Below are 15,881 nucleotides of genomic sequence, written 5' to 3'. Positions count from 1 at the left end.
AGGGCGCTCCTCCCCCACCCGCCCGCCCTTCCATCGCGCCGACGCGCTCGTCCGCAAACGCCGGACGGGCTGAAACTCTCGCCGCTGCGGCACAGTTTCACCCCGACCGCTGAGGATCTTTCAGCCCGTCATGGGGGTACCCCCTGCTCCTCAAGAACTTGGGGGAGTCTGAGGACGAGGCGCGGAGCGCCGATAAGCGGGGGTCCAGGGGGCGGCAGCCCCATGGTTACGGTGAAGGGGCGGGCCTGGGGCGCCCCGCGAGGGCAGCCCGCACCCCACCCGCCCCCGGCTTCAAGTCAACGCCGCGCCCACCGCAACGAACGCACAGATCAGCACGGCCAGCATGGCAAGCAACGGCCACACGAACCGCAGATACTTGTCGTAGCCGACCTTCGCGAGCGCAACCCCGCCGATGGTCACGGCGGTAGTCGGCACCCACAGATTCATCCACCCACTGGCCGCGGCCCACGCGGTGACGACCACGGCCCGGGAGACACCGGCGAAGTCGGCGAGCGGCGCGAGGATCGGCATGGCGAGGGTGGCGTGCCCGGACGTGGACGGGATGAGGAAGGCAAGCGGCAGGTTCACCAGGAACACGATCACCGCGAACACACCCGACGACGTGCCCTTCACGACCCCCTCGATCGAGTGCAGCACGGTATCCGTGATGCGCGAATTGTTCATGATCACCGTCACTCCGCGCGCCAGGACGATGACAAGCGCGGGCGAGATGAAGTCCGCCGCCCCCTGGGTGATCGTGGAGCTGAGCTTCTGCTCACCCATCCGCGCCACCAGTCCCACGAGCACCGCCGCGCACAGGAAGAGGGCAGCGAGCTGCGGGAAGGACCAGCCGAGTTCGAAGCCGTACGGGGTGGCGTTCGCGTCGCCCGTCAGCGCGCCGGCCCAGGGCACCACCGAGAAGATCATGAAGGCGAAGATCAGGGCGACGAGGACCAGGATCGCCTTGTGCAGGCCGGTGAGTTCGGGCACCTCGCCCTTCGCCGCCTCGGCCGCCACCCCCTCCCGGTCGCCGGGCAGAAAGCCGCTCAGGGAGCGCTCGGGGTCGTCGCGCACGCGTGTCGCGTACCGGACGACGTAGGAGACCGTGACGGCCGTGAGCACCAGCCACATCGCGAACCGCAGCACGATGCCGTCGCCGAGCGAGATGCCGGCGGCCGAGGAGGCGACGCCGGTGGCGAAGGGGTTGACGGTCGAGCACAGCACGCCGATGCCCGCGCCCAGGATGATCGCGCCGACGGCGGTCATCCGGTCGTACCCGAGCGCGAGCATCAGCGGCACGATGAGCCCGTAGAAGCCCAGTGTCTCCTCGGCGAAGCCCTCCACGGTGCCGAGGACGGAGAAGACGACCATGACGCCCGCGATGAGCAGCGCGCCGCGCTCACGGAGCCGGTGCGCGAGTCGGCCGATGCCCCGGTCGAGGGCGCCGGTCGCGAACACGACGGTGATGAACGCGCCGATGGCGAGAACGAAGAGGAACACGCCCGCGCTGCCGTACAGCTCACCGGCCAGGTCCGGGCCGACCTGTCCCGACGCGGTGTCCTGCACCCCGTAAAGGCCGTTGACCGGGGCGAGGAAGAGGTCGTTGAGGCGGTCGACGAAGGACCGGTCGTCGGGGACACGGTGGTAACTGCCCTCGACGGGTGCGCCCTTGTCGTCGCGGTCGTAGGCCCCCGGCGGCACCAGGAAGGCGAGCAGCCACACGGCGACGGTGACGATCGCGAGGACGGTGAGGGCGCTGGGGAAGCTGAACCCGCCCTTGGGAGCGGGTTTCCCGGCCCCGGGCCCGGTCGCCGTGGTGCTCACGCACGGCTCCCGTCTCCGCGGGCGGCGGAGGTGGCCGCGTACTCACGGACGAAGGCGCCGTACTCACGGACGAAGGCGCCGTACTCACGGACGAAGGCGCCGTGCGGCAGCTCCGCGACCGGCGCGGGCTGGGGCCCGGGGCACGCGACCGGGGGGATCGCGGCGAGGCGGACGAGGTCGGCGCGTGATCCGTCCATCAGTCGATCAGTCCTTCGACCGTGCGGGCGAGCTCTTGGGCCGTCATGGGCAGCACCTCTGCATACGGATATGTGCGTCATTTGCCGTTAACCGCCTGAATTATCGAATGTGCTCGCTCGCGGTTTCCGGACGGCTCGCCGGTCGGCCGCCGCCCCCGCACCGATGCCGCACTAAGGTCGGTGCATGGCCTCGGAGACTTCACCACGCACGGGCGAGCCGGACGGCGGCTCCGTGCGCGTCGACAGTTGGATCTGGTCCGTACGCCTCGTCAAGACCCGTTCGGCGGGCGCCGCCGCCTGCAAGGGCGGCCATGTGCGGGTCAACGGCGAGCGCGTGAAGCCGGCGCACGGCGTCAAGCCCGGCGACGAGGTGCGGCTGCGCCAGGCGGGCGGCCGTGAGCGCGTCGTGATCGTGAAGCGCGCCATCCGCAAACGGGTCGGCGCCCCCGTCGCCGTCGAGTGCTACGTGGACAACAGCCCGCCGCCGCCCCCGCGCGAGGCCGTCGCCCCCGCGGGCGTCCGCGACCGCGGCACGGGCCGCCCCACGAAGCGGGACCGCAGGGACATGGACCGCCTGCGGGCCCTCAACAGCCGCACGGGACCGATCTCGGCCCGTCCGGCGGCCGAGGACGAGGCCAAGGCCAAGGCCAAGGGCCGATGAGCGGGGGTTAGGAGGCACCAGCCCCCTGACTCCCTGGCCTCCTGTGCCGGCGCTGCTTCCGCTGCTTCCTGTGTCTCCTCTTCCGCTCGGCCCGTGCCGGGTGGACCCTGGGAGGAGGAGATGAGGTTCCATGCGCACAGGCAGTGAACCGGTGACTGCACGCAGCCCACTGCGCATGCGCTTCTGGTTCAGCGTATGGGGGCTGATCTGGGCGATCGCGGGCACGGTCGCGTTCGCGCTCGCCGGGCGCCCGCAGTGGGCACTGGCCTGCGGGGTGCTCTGGCTCGTGATCACCGTGGACATGGCGCTGGTCGTACGCCATATCCGGCAGGGCCCGCACTATCAGCCCGGCCGCGAGATCCCGCCGTACGAGCCCCCGCGCCCGCCACCGCGGCCCTGAACGCCCCGGAAAGCGGGCCCGGGCACTCCGAGAAGCAGCCCTGCGCGTCCCGGAGAGCTAGGAGCCGCCCTCGCCGTCGTCGAACCGTGCCGCCGCCAGATAGTCCGGCTGCGGATCGAGCGCGGCCGCGAGCCGGAAGTGGCGGCGCGCCTGATCGGGGCGCGCGGCGCGCTCATAGGTGCGCGCGAGGGCGAAGTGCGCGAACGCGTTGTCCGGCTCGCGCTCCAGGACGATGCTGAACTCCAGCTCAGCGGCGCGCAGTTGGGCCGAGGCGAAGAAGGCGCGGGCGCGCAGGAGGCGCGCCGCCGTGTTCTCCGGGTGGGCTGCGATCACGGAGTCGAGCAGCTTCACCGCACCCCGCGGGTCCCGGGCGGCGAGCAGTTGCTCGGCCGCGCGGAAGTCGATGACATGGCTCTCCGGGCTGCTTTCGGGCACGCCGGACTCCTTCCCTCACTCCCCAGGGCCAACACTCGCCGCCGCCCGGCGTATTCCGGGCCCGCTAGGGCCTGGCCCGGTTCCGCAGCTCCTGCCACACCTCGTCCACGCGGGGCGGCAGCTTCTCCAGGGTGCCGTCGTTGTCGATGACGATGTCGGCGATCTCCAGGCGCTTCTCCCTCGTGGCCTGGGCGGCCATCCGGGCGCGGGCGTCGTCCTCGGTCATGCCGCGCAGCCGTACCAGGCGGTCGAGTTGGGTCTCGGTCCTGGCGTCGACGACGACCACGACGTCGTACAGCGGCGCGAGGCCGTTCTCCGTGAGCAGCGGCACGTCGTGCACGACGACCGTGTCCTCGTCGGCCTCGGCCGCGGCCCGCTCCAGATCCGCGGAGCGCGCTCCCACCAGGGGGTGCACGATCGCGTTGAGCGCGGCCAGCTTCCCGGGGTCGGCGAAGACGATCGCGCCGAGCTTCGGGCGGTCGAGGGCACCGTCGGCGTCCAGGACGTCCGCCCCGAACTCGGCGACGACCGCGGCCAGGCCTTCGGTGCCCGGCGCGACCACCTCGCGGGCGATCCGGTCGGCGTCGACGAGCACGGCGCCGCGCTCCACGAGCAGCCGTGACACTTCACTCTTGCCGGCACCGATCCCGCCGGTCAGCCCCACTTTCAGCATGCTCGGCAGCTTAGGCGATGTCACATCTGGCGGGGCTGCCCCGTCCTGGGGGTGCAATCAGCTACAACGACACAGGAGTACGCCATGAATGCTCGCTTGAACCTCTTCGAGAGCCAGGTCGCGGCGAAGTTCGGCAGGCACCTCGTCGCGGCGGGACAGGTACTCGCGGAGTCGACGGTTCCGCACGCCACCCTCAACCTCGTCGCCGTCTGGCGCGAGGCCACGGTCTTCACCGACGCCGAGCGGGCCGCCCTGGAACTGGCCGAGCAGGGCACCCGTATCGCCGACGCCGCCGACGGGGTCACGGACGAGGTGTGGGCGAACGCGGCCAAGCACTATGACGAGGAGCAGCTCGCGGCCCTGGTGTGCGCCATCGCCCTCATCAACGCCTTCAACCGCGGGAACGTCATGATCCGGCAGCCCGCGGGCAGCTACGAGCCCGGCCGGCTCCACTGACGGCCCGGTGCCCGGCGACCGCGGGGCCGCCGGGCACTCACCCGCCGGGCACTCAGCCGCCGGGCACGGGGCCCTGGCGCCTAGCCGTCGCCCTCCCGCTCGGCGAGGAACCGCTCGAACTCGCGGCCGATCTCGTCGGCGGACGGTATGTCCGCGGGCTCCGCGAGCATGTTGCCGCGCGCTTCGGCGCCCGCGGCGGCGTCGTACTGGTGCTCAAGTCCCTGGACCAGGGCGACCAGTTCCTCGTCGCCCTCCTGGACCTGGCGGTCGATCTCGGTCTGGGTGCGGTGCGCCTCGGTGCGCAGGGTGTGCGCGACACCGGGCAGGACCAGGCCGGTGGCGGCCGTGATCGCCTCCAGGACGGTCAGGGCGGCGTCGGGGTAGGCCGAGCGCGCGATGTAGTGCGGTACGTGGGCGGCTACGCCGAGCACGTCGTGGCCGGCCTCCGCGAGGCGGTACTCCACGAGCGCCTCCGCGCTGCCCGGCACCTGCGCCTCGTCGAAGGGGCTCGCGTGGCCCGGGACGAGGTCCGTGCGGTTGCCGTGCGGGGTGAGGCCGACGGGGCGCGTGTGCGGTACGCCCATGGGGATGCCGTGGAAGTTCACGGCGAGCCGCACACCGAGGCGTTCGACGATCTCCCTGACAGCCGCGGCGAACCGCTCCCACTCGATGTCCGGCTCGGGGCCGGAGAGCAGCAGGAAGGGCGCGCCGGTGGCGTCCTGGAGGAGCCGCACGTCCAGCGTCGGCACTTCGTAGTCGCTCCAGCGGTCGCGCCGGAAGGTGAGCAGCGGGCGCCGGGCGCGGTAGTCCACGAGGCGGTCGTGGTCGAAGCGCGCCACGACCTGCCCGGGAAGGCTGTCCACGAGCCGTTCGACGACCTGGTCGCCGGTCTCGCCCGCGTCGATGTATCCGTCGAAGTGGTAGAGCATGACCAGGCCGGCCGACTCCTGGGCGAGTGCCATGTCGACGACAGCGAGGCCCTTCGGCTCCCATGCGTACAAACCCTGCGGATCAAGCACTGTGACCGCTCCTCCTCGTGTTCATTGAGCAGAACACGTACCGCGGGGTCCGCATTCCCACCCGCCGCGCATTCACAGCCTCCGCCGCTCCCCGCCCGGCAGCCACCATCGAGGTCTCCACGGCCGCCCAGCTCAAGGCGGCGCTGGGCTCGGCGGACCCGGGGGACACCATCCGCCTCGCGGACGGCACGTACACCGGGAACGCCAAGACCTCCGAAGCGGCGAACTCCGGCTCCCGGATCACCCTGACCGGCTCGTCCAAGGCCGTACTCAAGACCGGCGGCGGCTACGGCCTGCACCTCGACGGCGCCTCGTACTGGACCGTGCGGGGCATCACCGTCACCGGCGGCCAACGTGACGAACAACAGCGCCGGCTGCCGGACGTCGGTGTACGCGAACAACACGGTCAAGGGCGGCAGGGGGCTCACGAACATCCCCGTGACGCCGTGAGGAGGGCGGGGTCCGCACGCCGGGCCCCGCCCCCCGAGGGCGCCTACGAGTGCCAACCCCTCCAGCCGGTCCTCTCGTTGTCGTCTTCAGAGGTGCTGTAGACAGCTCCGGAGTCACGAGCGGTCAGAAAGACGTTGTAGTTGGTCAGCGCGGACATGAAGTAGTACAGCTCACCGTCATAGTTGAAGCGCATGCCGTCCCGCCAGTCGCACCGGCTCGCCCAGACGGCGTTGTGCGTCCAGCTCTTGTTGTCAGTGGCCAGACACAGACCGGTGGCCTTGTTCTGGAGCTGCTTGAACGGCAACGAACCCGAGTCCGTGCCACGCCAGTCCCACTGCTGGAAGTTGCTTCCGTTGCACTTCGACATGAAGACACTCGACGTACCACCGTCGATCTTCCCGCCGGTGAGGCACTGGTCCTGGTTCACCCCTATGTCGATGTTCTTGAAGGTCCAGTACTCGGGAGCCGGAGCCGCGTGCGCGGAGGCGGGCTGGAGGGCACCGATTCCGCCGGCAAGGGCGAGGGCCGCGATTCCGGTGCTCAGACGATTCTTGATCCATGTCGTGTGCATACGCGAAACATAGCTGGCGTCGTGCACCCTCCATCGGGGGCGAATGGGCGGAGAACCTGTGGAAAGGGTCGCCGATCGGCGAAGGAACGGTGGAGATTCACTTCCTCTTGTCAGGGCGGGCGCCAGGAAAACGTCCCTCGTTCCCCGACACGTCACCCTTCCCACTTGCGATCCGCGTGACGCCGTAGAGCCGCGGGGCCGGAAAGCACTGTGGGCCCGCACCATCCGGTGCGGGCCCACAGTCTTCAGCTACTGCCTAGGCAGAGCGACGCGAGGTCAGCTCTGGCCTCCGGCGAGCTTCTCGCGCAGCGCGGCGAGCGCCTCGTCCGACGCCAGGGCGCCGGAGTTGTCGTCCGACTCCGAGGAGTACGAACCGCCGCCGCCACCGCCACCACCGGTGCTGGCGGCCGGAGCCGCGCCACCGGGAGCGGCCGCACCCTCGGCCTCGGCCTGGGCGTCCGCCTCGCGGGACTTGATGACCTGGGCCTGGTGCTGCTCGAAGCGCTGCTGCGCCTCGGCGTACTGGCCCTCCCAAGCCTCGCGCTGGGTCTCGAAGCCCTCGAGCCAGTCGTTGGTCTCGGGGTCGAAGCCCTCGGGGTAGATGTAGTTGCCCTGGTCGTCGTAGGACGCGGCCATGCCGTACAGGGTCGGGTCGAACTCGACGGACGACGGGTCGGCGCCGAAGGACTCGTTGGCCTGCTTCAGCGACAGCGAGATCCGGCGACGCTCCAGGTCGATGTCGATGACCTTGACGAAGATCTCGTCGTTGACCTGGACGACCTGCTCCGGGATCTCCACGTGGCGCTCGGCCAGCTCGGAGATGTGGACCAGGCCCTCGATGCCCTCGTCGACGCGCACGAACGCACCGAACGGAACGAGCTTGGTGACCTTACCGGGAACGACCTGCCCGATCTGGTGCGTACGGGCGAACTGCTGCCACGGGTCTTCCTGCGTCGCCTTGAGCGACAGGGAGACACGCTCGCGGTCCATGTCGACGTCGAGGACCTCGACGGTGACTTCCTGGCCGACCTCGACAACCTCGGAGGGGTGGTCGATGTGCTTCCAGGAGAGCTCGGAGACGTGGACGAGACCGTCGACGCCACCGAGGTCCACGAACGCACCGAAGTTGACGATCGAGGAAACGACGCCGGAGCGGACCTGGCCCTTCTGCAGGGTCGTGAGGAAGGTCTGGCGGACCTCGCTCTGGGTCTGCTCGAGCCAGGCACGGCGGGACAGGACCACGTTGTTGCGGTTCTTGTCCAGCTCGATGATCTTGGCCTCGAGCTCCTTGCCCACGTAGGGCTGGAGGTCGCGGACGCGGCGCATCTCGACAAGGGAGGCCGGCAGGAAGCCACGGAGGCCGATGTCGAGGATGAGACCACCCTTGACGACCTCGATGACGGTACCGGTGACGATCCCGTCCTCTTCCTTGATCTTCTCGATCGTGCCCCAGGCACGCTCGTACTGAGCGCGCTTCTTGGACAGGATGAGACGGCCTTCCTTGTCCTCCTTCTGGAGGACCAGGGCCTCGATCTCGTCGCCGACCTTGACGACCTCGTTCGGGTCGACGTCGTGCTTGATCGAGAGCTCGCGGCTCGGGATAACGCCTTCGGTCTTGTAACCGATGTCGAGCAGGACCTCGTCCCGGTCGACCTTCACGATGACGCCGTCGACGATGTCGCCGTCGTTGAAGTACTTGATCGTCTCGTCGATCGCGGCGAGGAAGGCTTCCTCGTTACCGATGTCGTTGACCGCAACCTGCGGGGTGGTGGCGGTGGTCTCGGTGCTGCTCGTCATGTGGGAAAGGGCTCCGGTACGGACATTGAAGTCGTAGGTACTGCTTACGCCGGAGCCCGTTTCGCTCTGCAGAAGCCGGACAGCTTAGGAGACGCCGACTTCCTTGGTTCCCGAAGGAACGGAAAGCGCCTCGACAACCGAGGGGACATACAACAGACGCGAGCGCAACCTGCTATGTCTGAGGAACGCAGGCCCGCAGCGCAACTTGTAGCATACGGGGGCTGCGGTACAGGGTCAATGCGCGAAGGCGCACACCCGGGGCGGATCCCCGCATTCCCGGCACAAAACCTGTTGCCAGAGGCCACACGGGGCGCAGCACGCCCTGCCGCGCCGCATCCGGAGGGCCCCTCGCGGCCCGCGCCGGCCCGGCGGCACGGAACGGCACAGTACGACGATGGAGCGGATCATCCAAGAGCACGAGGCACCCGGCCTTCACGGGACACCCGACCCCGAACCCGCTGCCACCCGGCGCGACGCGGACGTCACCGAGAGCAGCCGCGCCAGCCGGGGCTGGTGGGACACGAACGCGGACGACTACCAGATCGAGCACGGCACCTTCCTCGGGGACGACCGGTTCGTATGGGGCCCGGAGGGGCTCGACGAGGTCGAGGCGGAGCTGCTCGGCCCGCCGGAGGAGCTGGCGGGCAAGGACGTCCTGGAGATCGGCGCCGGCGCGGCCCAGTGCTCGCGCTGGCTCGCCGCGCAGGGCGCGAGGCCGGTGGCCCTCGACCTGTCCCACCGCCAGCTCCAGCACGCGCTGCGGATCGACGCGGAGCGGATCGGCGCGGAGCGGTCCGGGGTGCCCCCGGTAGAGGTCGGCGCGGGGCGGGCCGGAGCGCCCCCGGTAGAGGCCGGCGCGGGGCGGGCCGGGGTGCCCCTTGTGCAGGCCGACGCGGGCGCGCTGCCGTTCGCGGACGGCTCCTTCGACCTCGCCTGCTCCGCGTACGGGGCGCTGCCGTTCGTCGCGGACCCCGTGCGGGTCCTGCGGGACGTGCACCGGGTGCTGCGCCCCGGCGGCCGCTTCGTCTTCTCCGTGTCGCACCCGGTGCGCTGGGCGTTCCCTGACGAGCCGGGGCCCGAGGGCCTCTCGGTCGCGGCCTCGTACTTCGACCGCACCCCGTACGTCGAGCAGGACGAGCAGGGGCGCGCGGTGTACGTGGAGCACCACCGGACGCTCGGGGACCGGGTGCGGGACGTGGTCGCGGGCGGCTTCCGGCTCGTGGACCTGGTCGAGCCGGAGTGGCCCGCGTGGAACACCCAGGAGTGGGGCGGGTGGTCGCCGCTGCGCGGGAACCTGATCCCGGGGACGGCCATCTTCGTGTGCGAACGCGACTGAGACGCGTTCCAGGGGTGTTCGGCGCGGGCGCCCGCGGCTGAGGTCCGTTCCGGGTCGGGTCGGCGGCGTACGAGACTGAGCGGGTGATCCGTGACGCCGCTCTGAACCTGCCCGTGCGCGAGGTGCTGCCCGCGCTGCGTGCCGCCCTTGAGGGGCCGGGTGCCGCCGTCCTGTGCGCGCCGCCCGGCACCGGCAAGACCACCCTCGTACCGCTCGCGCTCGCCGGGCTCGCCGCGGACGGCGGGGGCGGGGGCGGTCCGGTACGCCGGGTCGTGGTCGCCGAGCCCCGGCGCATCGCCGCTCGGGCCGCCGCACGGCGGATGGCGTGGCTGCTCGGCGAGCAGGTCGGGCAGCGCGTCGGCTACACGGTGCGCGGCGAACGCGTGGTCGGGCCGCACGCGCGCGTGGAGGTCGTCACGACCGGGGTGCTGCTGCAGCGCCTGCAGCGGGACCCGGAGCTCGCCGGTGTGGACGTCGTCGTGATCGACGAGTGCCACGAGCGGCACCTGGACGCCGATACGGTCGCGGCCTTCCTGGTCGACGTGCGCGAGGCGCTGCGCCCGGAGCTGAAGCTGATCGCGGCGTCGGCGACCACGGACGCGGAGGGGTGGGCGCGGGTCCTCGGTGGCGCCCCCGTGGTGACGGCCGCCGGGACCGCGCACCCCGTGGAGGTGGTGTGGGCGCCGCCCACGCGTCCCGTACGGCCGCCGCGCGGGACGCACGTCGACCCGGCGCTGCTCTCCCATGTCGCCGCCGTGGTGCGGCGGGCCCTGCGGGAGCGCACGGGGGACGTGCTGTGTTTTCTGCCCGGGGTGGGTGAGATCGGGCGGGTGGCGGCGCAGCTCGGGGCCGGGGGCGAGGTGGATGGCGTGAACGGCGGCGGGGGCGCGGGTGGTGTGGAGGTGCTTCAGGTGCACGGGCGGGCGCCCGCGGCGGTGCAGGACGCGGTGCTCGCGGGGGGTGCGCGGCGCCGGGTCGTCCTCGCCACGTCCGTGGCCGAGTCGTCCCTGACGGTGCCGGGTGTGCGGGTGGTGGTGGACTCCGGTCTCGCGCGGGAGCCGCGGGTGGACCACGCGCGGGGGCTTTCCTCCCTGGTGACGGTACGGGCTTCGCAGGCGGCCGGGCGGCAGCGGGCGGGGCGGGCCGGGCGGGAGGCGCCGGGAGCGGTGTACCGGTGCTGGGCGGAGGCGGAGGACGTGCGGCTGCCCCGGTTCCCCGCGCCGGAGATCAAGGTGGCGGACCTGACCGCGTTCGCGCTCCAGGCCGCGTGCTGGGGGGACCCCGGCGCTGCCGGGCTCGCTCTCCTGGACGCGCCGCCCGCCGGGGCGATGGCCGCGGCGCGGGATGTGCTCGCGGCGATCGGGGCGGTGGACTCGGGGACGGGGCGGGTCACCGACCGGGGGGTCCGGTTGTCCCGGGCCGGGGTGCATCCCCGGCTCGCGCGGGCGCTGCTCGACGCGGCGCCGCGGGTCGGCTCGCGACGGGCCGCGGAGGTCGTCGCTCTGCTCAGCGAGGAGCCTCCCCGTGCGTACGGGGATGATCTCGCCGGGGTGTTGCGGGCCGCGCGGCGCGGGGGTGATGCGTACGCGGCACGCTGGCGCCGCGAGACCTCCCGCCTCACGGCGTCCGCCAACTTGTCCTCGCCTTCGTCGTCCTCGTCCGTCAGCTCCTCGCCCTCGGCGCGGGGTATCTCCCACCCATCCGCCCGTGAACGTGGACCTGAACCTGAACCCGAGCTGGGGGGTGCTGGCGCTGCGGGCGAGGCGTCGCAGGTCGGGGGCGGGACCGGTGCCACGAGTGGGGGCGGAGGGCAGGGTGGGGGCCGGGGTCCCGGGGACGATTTCGTTGTCGGGGGTGTTGTCGCGTCGGGGTTTCCTGAGCGGGTGGGGCGGCTGCAGGAGGACGGGACGTATTTGATGGTGGGTGGGACGCGGGCCGAGGTCGGTGGGGGGTCGGGGCTTGCGGGGGCGCCGTGGATCGCGGTCGCGGTGGCCGATCGGCCCGTCGGTGCGGGGCACGCGCGGGTGCGGCTGGGGGCCGTGGTCGACGAGGACACGGCCCGCGCTGCCGCCGCCCCGCTGCACACGGAGCGGGACGAGGTGGCCTGGGCCGACGGCGACCTGCTCGCCCGGCACGTGGAGCGGCTCGGCGCGGTGGAGCTCGCGGTGCGCCCGCTCAAGGACCCGGACCCCGGACTCGTACGGGACGGGCTCCTTCAGGGGCTGCGGCGTGCGGGGCTCGGGCTGCTGCGCTGGGACCGGGACGGCGACGCGCTGCGCGACCGGCTGCGGTTCCTGCACCGGCACCTCGGCGCCCCCTGGCCCGACGTGTCCGACGACGCGCTCCTCGACCGGCCCGACGCCTGGCTCGAACCCGAGCTCGGCCGCGCCCGCCGCCGCGCCGACCTGGGCCGCATCGACGCGGGCCAGGCCCTGACGCGGCTGCTGCCGTGGGCCACCGGCGAGGCGGTGCGCCTCGACGAGCTGGCGCCGGAGCGCGTCGCGGTACCGAGCGGATCACGGATCCGGGTGGACTACACGAACCCCGAACAGCCCGTACTCGCCGTCAAATTGCAGGAGATGTTCGGGCTCGACGACACTCCGCGGGTGGCGGGCGTGCCACTGCTCGTGCACCTGTTGTCACCCGCGGGCCGCCCGGCCGCGGTGACCGCCGACCTCGCCTCGTTCTGGCGCGACGGCTACCGCTCCGTGCGCGCGGAACTGCGCGGCCGCTACCCGAAGCACCCCTGGCCCGAGGACCCCGCGACGGCGGCGCCGACACGGCACACCAAGGCCCGGCAGGAGCGGTCCTGAGTCACCGCCCGCGGCGGGGGCTCACGCGTTCGCAGGCTGCGGCTGCGGGTCCCGGTCCGTCGCGGGGGCCGGATCGCCGGGTCGGCGGCTGCGGGCCTCCAGCCACAGGGCGAGGGCGAGGAGCAGCGCGGCGAGGACGAGCAGGCCCCACGGCAGGTACGAGGTCATGAGCACGACCAGGACTCGCTGGGACTTGACCAGGTCGACGGTGTCCCGGATGTAGTCCTCGCGCATCTTCACGTGCCCGGAGAACGCGGTGACCTTGTCCCGGTCGCCGAGGAGGGTGCCGCCCCGCAGCTCCTCCCGGTGGATCTCCTCGCCGTACACGGGCGCCCCGGTGGTGGGTTCGACCCAGAACTTGCGGACCGTGGTGTACCAGCGCGTCGTACCCGTTTCGGCGATGGACCGCGGGGTGATGCCCTTGACGGGGAGTGTCTTGGGCAGGGGGACCTTGGTCCAGGGGATGGTCTGCTCGAAGTAGTAGACGTCGACGCCGCGGAACTTCTGTGCGCCCTTGTAGTGGATGGGCTTGGTGACGCGGGCCTGCGCGTCGAAGTAGGCGTAGTCCCGCTTCTCGGTGAGGAAGGGCCACTTGAACTCGATGCCCTCGCGCTTGACGGGGTCGCCGTCGACCGTTTCGCCGGTGGCGTGGACGGGTTCCTGGCTGTGGGCGTCGAAGATGTACCGCTCGGGGATCTTGGAGACCATTTTCCCGTCGGGCCCCTGGACGTAGGAGAGGCCGTCCCAGACCACGACGTCCCGCGAGGAGTCCCCGTCGTTCTTCTCGATCTTCTCGGACGCCTCGACGTTGCCCTTGAGGGTCTGCACGACGGTGATCTTCGGGACCTTCCTGGCCTTCATCGTGCCGTAGTCGATGAGGGTCGCGGGCTTCGCCTCCAGGACCATCGTCTGGTACCGGTCGGCGGGGATCTTGACCAGGCGGGGGAAGGCGTACCAGCGGAGCAGCGGGGACATGGCCGCGCAGAAGACGGCGAAGGCGAGCAGGACCAGGCCGGCCTTGCGGCGCATCTCGGCCCTCCCTACGGGTGCTCGGGGACGGTGGTGAGCAGCGGTTCGGGCGAGGTCTCGCCGGTAGGGGCGCCGATGGCGGTGACCGTCAGGACCAGGGCGAGGGCGACGGCGAGGCCGATGGCGGCGGCGATGAGGGCACGCATACGGGGTCTCCCGGGAACTGACTGTGCGTCAGGGCGGGGGCACCGTAGCAACGTGCGGGCCAGATGAGAACACGTCGCACACGAAACCGCCCCCGGCCCCGAGGGGCCGGAGGCGGTCCGGGTGCTGCGGCGGGACCTGGTGGGACCGGTGCGGGCGCGGTGCGGGCGCGGCGCGGGCGCGGTGCGGCTCTAGGCGGCCGGTGCGGCCACCTTCAGCTCGACGGTGAGCGTGGCTCCGCCGTTGGTGACGATGCGCAGGAGGTACGTTCCCTCGGTGTCGTCGGCGTACAGCTTCGGCAGCAGCAGCTTGCCGTCGGCGTCGGTCTTGAGCCCCTTGAGGGCACGCAGCGGCTTGCCGTTCGCGTCCTTGAAGTAGGGGCCCTTGTCGTTGGCGGTGGCGTCCCGCGCCGACCCGACCAGCGTGGCGGTCGCGGCGACGCCCGCGGCGCGCTCTCCCTCGTACGTCGCCTTGACGCGCAGGCGCTCGGCGAACTCCTGACCGGGGGCGCAGGTCAGCGGCTTGTCGCCGATGCGCTCCAGGGCGTCGGCGCGGGGTGCGGTGACGGTCGCGGGCACCTCGACGGCGCTCAGGGAGCGGTCCACGACGCGGGCCCGGACGGTGAACTCGCCGGTCCGCTCGCCCGCCCGGAGCTCGGGCGCCGTCGCCGTGCCGGTGGCGGTCGTGGTGACGGTGACGCTGCGGGCGCCGCCGTCGAACCGGGTGTCGGTGTCGCCGGAGACGGTGAACCGCACCTTGACCTTGGCGACGCCGAGGCCCGAGCGGGTCTCGGCCTTGACGGCGACGCGCTCCTCGAAGGCGTCACCGGCGGTCGCGGTGAGCTCGTCGGCGCCCGCGTTCGCCAGTTGGGCGACCTGCTCGGACGGCTTCGGCGGCCTGGGCTTGCCTGTGCCGTCGCCGGGCTTGCCCGGGGTGGGCGGCTTGTGGGTCCCGGTGTTGGGGTCGGAAGTGCCGGGCCGGTGTGTCTCGCCGGGCTGCTTGTCGGGCTTGTCGGGCTTGTCGGGCTTGTCGGGCGAGGGCAGCGGCCTCGGCCCGGGGGTGGGCGACGTGGGCGGGCTGCTGGGCCCGGGGGTGGGGCGCGTGGGCCGGTTCGGCCGGTTCGGCCGCGTGGTGTCGCTGCGGTCGTCGGGCAGGACACCGGTGCCGTCGGGGACCTCGTGGGTGCCCTTGCGGTAGTACTCCAGCCACGACAGGACCGTGTTCAGGTACTCCGTGGAGCGGTTGTAGCTGAGGATCGCGGCGTGCAGGTCGTCGTCGACGGCGAGGTCGCGGTCGTTCGCGCACAGGTAGTGGGCGGCGGCGAGCGCGGCGTCGTAGATGTTGTTGGGGTCCTTCTTGCCGTCGCCGTTGCCGTCCTTGCCGGCGAAGGCCCACGTCGACGGGATGAACTGCATGGGGCCGACGGCGCGGTCGTGCGTGGTGTCGCCGTCGTAGGCGCCGCGGTCGGTGTCGGTGATCTTCGCGAAGCCGTTGCCGTTGAGCACCGGGCCGAGGATCGGCGTGAACGTCGTGCCCTCGGCGTCGACGCGGCCGCCGCGGGCCTGGCCCGACTCGACCTTGCCGATGGCGGCGAGCAACTGCCAGGGCAGGTTGCAGTTGGGCCGGTCCGTGCGCACGGCCGTCTCGGCCTTCTTGTACGCGTCGAGAACGGTCGCGGGCAGGCCCGCTTCCCGCTCGCCGGTGCCGGGGCCGCCGGGCTTTCCGGTCGGCGGTACGGGGCTCTGCAGGGGCGGGAGGTCCGTGTAGTACGGCGAGTTGCCGGTCGCGGAGTCACCGTCCGGCGCCGGCGAGGAGCCCGCGGCACCCGCCCGGTCGTCCCGCGCGTCGTCGCTCGTCGCGCCCGGCGCCTGCGAGGCGGCCAGCGCCGCCACCGCCGCGGCGGCGACGGCGGTGGTCACCGCGGTCCTGCGCATCCGCCTGCCGAATACCGCCGTCATGTCCGTATGTCCCTCCCCTTGGCGACCCTGCCCCGCCCCGACTCCGCGCACCCGCGCGCCCTCCCGGAACGACTCAGGCGACACTACGACAACTTCACCAGCCGAGACACCTGTTCGT

General features: G+C 72.0%; 15 protein-coding genes and 1 pseudogene. 6 read left to right on the top strand and 10 right to left on the bottom strand.

What is annotated here, in order from left to right; translation table 11 throughout:
• Nucleotides 1-291: 291 nt before the first annotated feature.
• Nucleotides 292-1,824, bottom strand: coding sequence for a YfcC family protein (locus IG78_RS0118670; RefSeq protein ID WP_030564601.1), 1,533 nt, complete (start codon nucleotides 1,822-1,824; stop codon nucleotides 292-294).
• On the bottom strand, nucleotides 1,821-2,021 hold the full coding sequence (locus IG78_RS0118665; protein WP_030564599.1) for a hypothetical protein: 201 nt from the start codon (nucleotides 2,019-2,021) through the stop codon (nucleotides 1,821-1,823). Before IG78_RS0118665 ends, IG78_RS0118670 begins: the two co-directional genes overlap by 4 nt.
• A 184-nt stretch (nucleotides 2,022-2,205) precedes the next feature.
• Here IG78_RS0118665 and IG78_RS0118660 point away from each other — a divergent pair, with 184 nt between their 5' ends.
• Together IG78_RS0118660 and IG78_RS0118655 are read left to right on the top strand one after the other, a co-directional pair.
• A complete protein-coding gene (locus IG78_RS0118660) occupies nucleotides 2,206-2,682 on the top strand; it encodes an RNA-binding S4 domain-containing protein (protein ID WP_051852737.1) in 477 nt (158 codons plus the stop codon).
• A gap of 130 nt (nucleotides 2,683-2,812) precedes the next feature.
• The gene (locus tag IG78_RS0118655; protein WP_030564596.1) at nucleotides 2,813-3,082 is read left to right on the top strand and encodes a DUF6343 family protein; all 270 of its coding nucleotides are present in this window, start codon (nucleotides 2,813-2,815) and stop codon (nucleotides 3,080-3,082) included.
• Nucleotides 3,083-3,139: 57 nt separating this feature from the next.
• Here the strand turns inward: IG78_RS0118655 and IG78_RS0118650 are convergent, their stop codons facing one another.
• Together IG78_RS0118650 and coaE are read right to left on the bottom strand one after the other, a co-directional pair.
• Nucleotides 3,140-3,517, bottom strand: a complete 378-nt coding sequence (locus IG78_RS0118650) for a tetratricopeptide repeat protein (RefSeq protein ID WP_030564594.1) — start codon at nucleotides 3,515-3,517, stop codon at nucleotides 3,140-3,142.
• 64 nt (nucleotides 3,518-3,581) lie between these two features.
• Entirely contained in the window at nucleotides 3,582-4,190 is a 609-nt protein-coding gene (gene coaE / locus IG78_RS0118645; protein WP_030564592.1) for a dephospho-CoA kinase, read from the bottom strand.
• An 84-nt stretch (nucleotides 4,191-4,274) separates the two neighbouring features.
• Here coaE and IG78_RS0118640 point away from each other — a divergent pair, with 84 nt between their 5' ends.
• Nucleotides 4,275-4,646, top strand: coding sequence for a carboxymuconolactone decarboxylase family protein (locus tag IG78_RS0118640; RefSeq protein ID WP_030564590.1), 372 nt, complete (start codon nucleotides 4,275-4,277; stop codon nucleotides 4,644-4,646).
• A gap of 80 nt (nucleotides 4,647-4,726) precedes the next feature.
• Here IG78_RS0118640 and IG78_RS0118635 read toward each other — a convergent pair whose 3' ends face one another.
• Nucleotides 4,727-5,665 (bottom strand): PAC2 family protein, encoded by a 939-nt coding sequence (locus tag IG78_RS0118635; RefSeq protein ID WP_030564588.1) that lies wholly within the window; start codon nucleotides 5,663-5,665, stop codon nucleotides 4,727-4,729.
• 53 nt (nucleotides 5,666-5,718) lie between these two features.
• Between IG78_RS0118635 and IG78_RS45885 the strand changes: the two are divergent.
• Nucleotides 5,719-6,021, top strand: a pseudogene (locus tag IG78_RS45885) (right-handed parallel beta-helix repeat-containing protein); the annotation flags it as partial.
• Nucleotides 6,022-6,158: 137 nt separating this feature from the next.
• Here the strand turns inward: IG78_RS45885 and IG78_RS0118625 are convergent.
• A complete protein-coding gene (locus tag IG78_RS0118625) occupies nucleotides 6,159-6,686 on the bottom strand; it encodes an RICIN domain-containing protein (protein WP_030564584.1) in 528 nt (175 codons plus the stop codon).
• Between the two features lie 276 nt (nucleotides 6,687-6,962).
• Nucleotides 6,963-8,483, bottom strand: coding sequence for a 30S ribosomal protein S1 (rpsA, locus tag IG78_RS0118620; protein ID WP_030564582.1), 1,521 nt, complete (start codon nucleotides 8,481-8,483; stop codon nucleotides 6,963-6,965).
• 322 nt (nucleotides 8,484-8,805) lie between these two features.
• On the opposite strand from rpsA, the gene IG78_RS0118615 reads away from it, so the two are divergent.
• A complete protein-coding gene (locus IG78_RS0118615; protein WP_404827754.1) occupies nucleotides 8,806-9,819 on the top strand; it encodes a class I SAM-dependent methyltransferase in 1,014 nt (337 codons plus the stop codon).
• An 83-nt stretch (nucleotides 9,820-9,902) separates the two neighbouring features.
• Entirely contained in the window at nucleotides 9,903-12,632 is a 2,730-nt protein-coding gene (locus IG78_RS0118610; protein ID WP_030564578.1) for an ATP-dependent RNA helicase, read from the top strand.
• A 21-nt stretch (nucleotides 12,633-12,653) separates the two neighbouring features.
• Here IG78_RS0118610 and pgfA read toward each other — a convergent pair whose 3' ends face one another.
• The 3 genes from pgfA to IG78_RS0118595 all read right to left on the bottom strand — a co-directional run bounded on the left by pgfA (nucleotide 12,654) and on the right by IG78_RS0118595 (nucleotide 15,763).
• Nucleotides 12,654-13,661 carry a cell envelope lipid trafficking protein PgfA gene (pgfA, locus tag IG78_RS0118605; protein WP_030564576.1) on the bottom strand — a complete coding sequence of 336 codons (1,008 nt, stop codon included), beginning with the start codon at nucleotides 13,659-13,661 and terminating at the stop codon, nucleotides 12,654-12,656.
• 11 nt (nucleotides 13,662-13,672) lie between these two features.
• Entirely contained in the window at nucleotides 13,673-13,807 is a 135-nt protein-coding gene (locus IG78_RS48115) for an SPW_0924 family protein (RefSeq protein WP_107054938.1), read from the bottom strand.
• 189 nt (nucleotides 13,808-13,996) lie between these two features.
• Nucleotides 13,997-15,763, bottom strand: coding sequence for a lytic transglycosylase domain-containing protein (locus IG78_RS0118595; RefSeq protein WP_030564574.1), 1,767 nt, complete (start codon nucleotides 15,761-15,763; stop codon nucleotides 13,997-13,999).
• Nucleotides 15,764-15,881: the final 118 nt, after the last annotated feature.

Source organism: Streptomyces aureocirculatus (genome assembly GCF_000720475.1).
Classification (GTDB): domain Bacteria; phylum Actinomycetota; class Actinomycetes; order Streptomycetales; family Streptomycetaceae; genus Streptomyces; species Streptomyces aureocirculatus.
Note: the sequence above shows the minus strand (reverse complement) of the source record. Positions and strands in the feature narration are given on the sequence as shown.

What these genes read in the sequence shown, in the direction of transcription:
- pgfA (WP_030564576.1), bottom strand. Translation starts at nt 13,661, where the DNA reads ATGCGCCGCAAGGCCGGCCTGGTCCTGCTCGCCTTCGCCGTCTTCTGC.
- IG78_RS0118640 (WP_030564590.1), top strand. Translation starts at nt 4,275, where the DNA reads ATGAATGCTCGCTTGAACCTCTTCGAGAGCCAGGTCGCGGCGAAGTTC.
- coaE (WP_030564592.1), bottom strand. Translation starts at nt 4,190, where the DNA reads ATGCTGAAAGTGGGGCTGACCGGCGGGATCGGTGCCGGCAAGAGTGAA.
- IG78_RS0118625 (WP_030564584.1), bottom strand. Translation starts at nt 6,686, where the DNA reads ATGCACACGACATGGATCAAGAATCGTCTGAGCACCGGAATCGCGGCC.
- IG78_RS0118660 (WP_051852737.1), top strand. Translation starts at nt 2,206, where the DNA reads ATGGCCTCGGAGACTTCACCACGCACGGGCGAGCCGGACGGCGGCTCC.
- IG78_RS48115 (WP_107054938.1), bottom strand. Translation starts at nt 13,807, where the DNA reads ATGCGTGCCCTCATCGCCGCCGCCATCGGCCTCGCCGTCGCCCTCGCC.
- rpsA (WP_030564582.1), bottom strand. Translation starts at nt 8,483, where the DNA reads ATGACGAGCAGCACCGAGACCACCGCCACCACCCCGCAGGTTGCGGTC.
- IG78_RS0118595 (WP_030564574.1), bottom strand. Translation starts at nt 15,763, where the DNA reads ATGACGGCGGTATTCGGCAGGCGGATGCGCAGGACCGCGGTGACCACC.
- IG78_RS0118655 (WP_030564596.1), top strand. Translation starts at nt 2,813, where the DNA reads ATGCGCACAGGCAGTGAACCGGTGACTGCACGCAGCCCACTGCGCATG.
- IG78_RS0118665 (WP_030564599.1), bottom strand. Translation starts at nt 2,021, where the DNA reads ATGGACGGATCACGCGCCGACCTCGTCCGCCTCGCCGCGATCCCCCCG.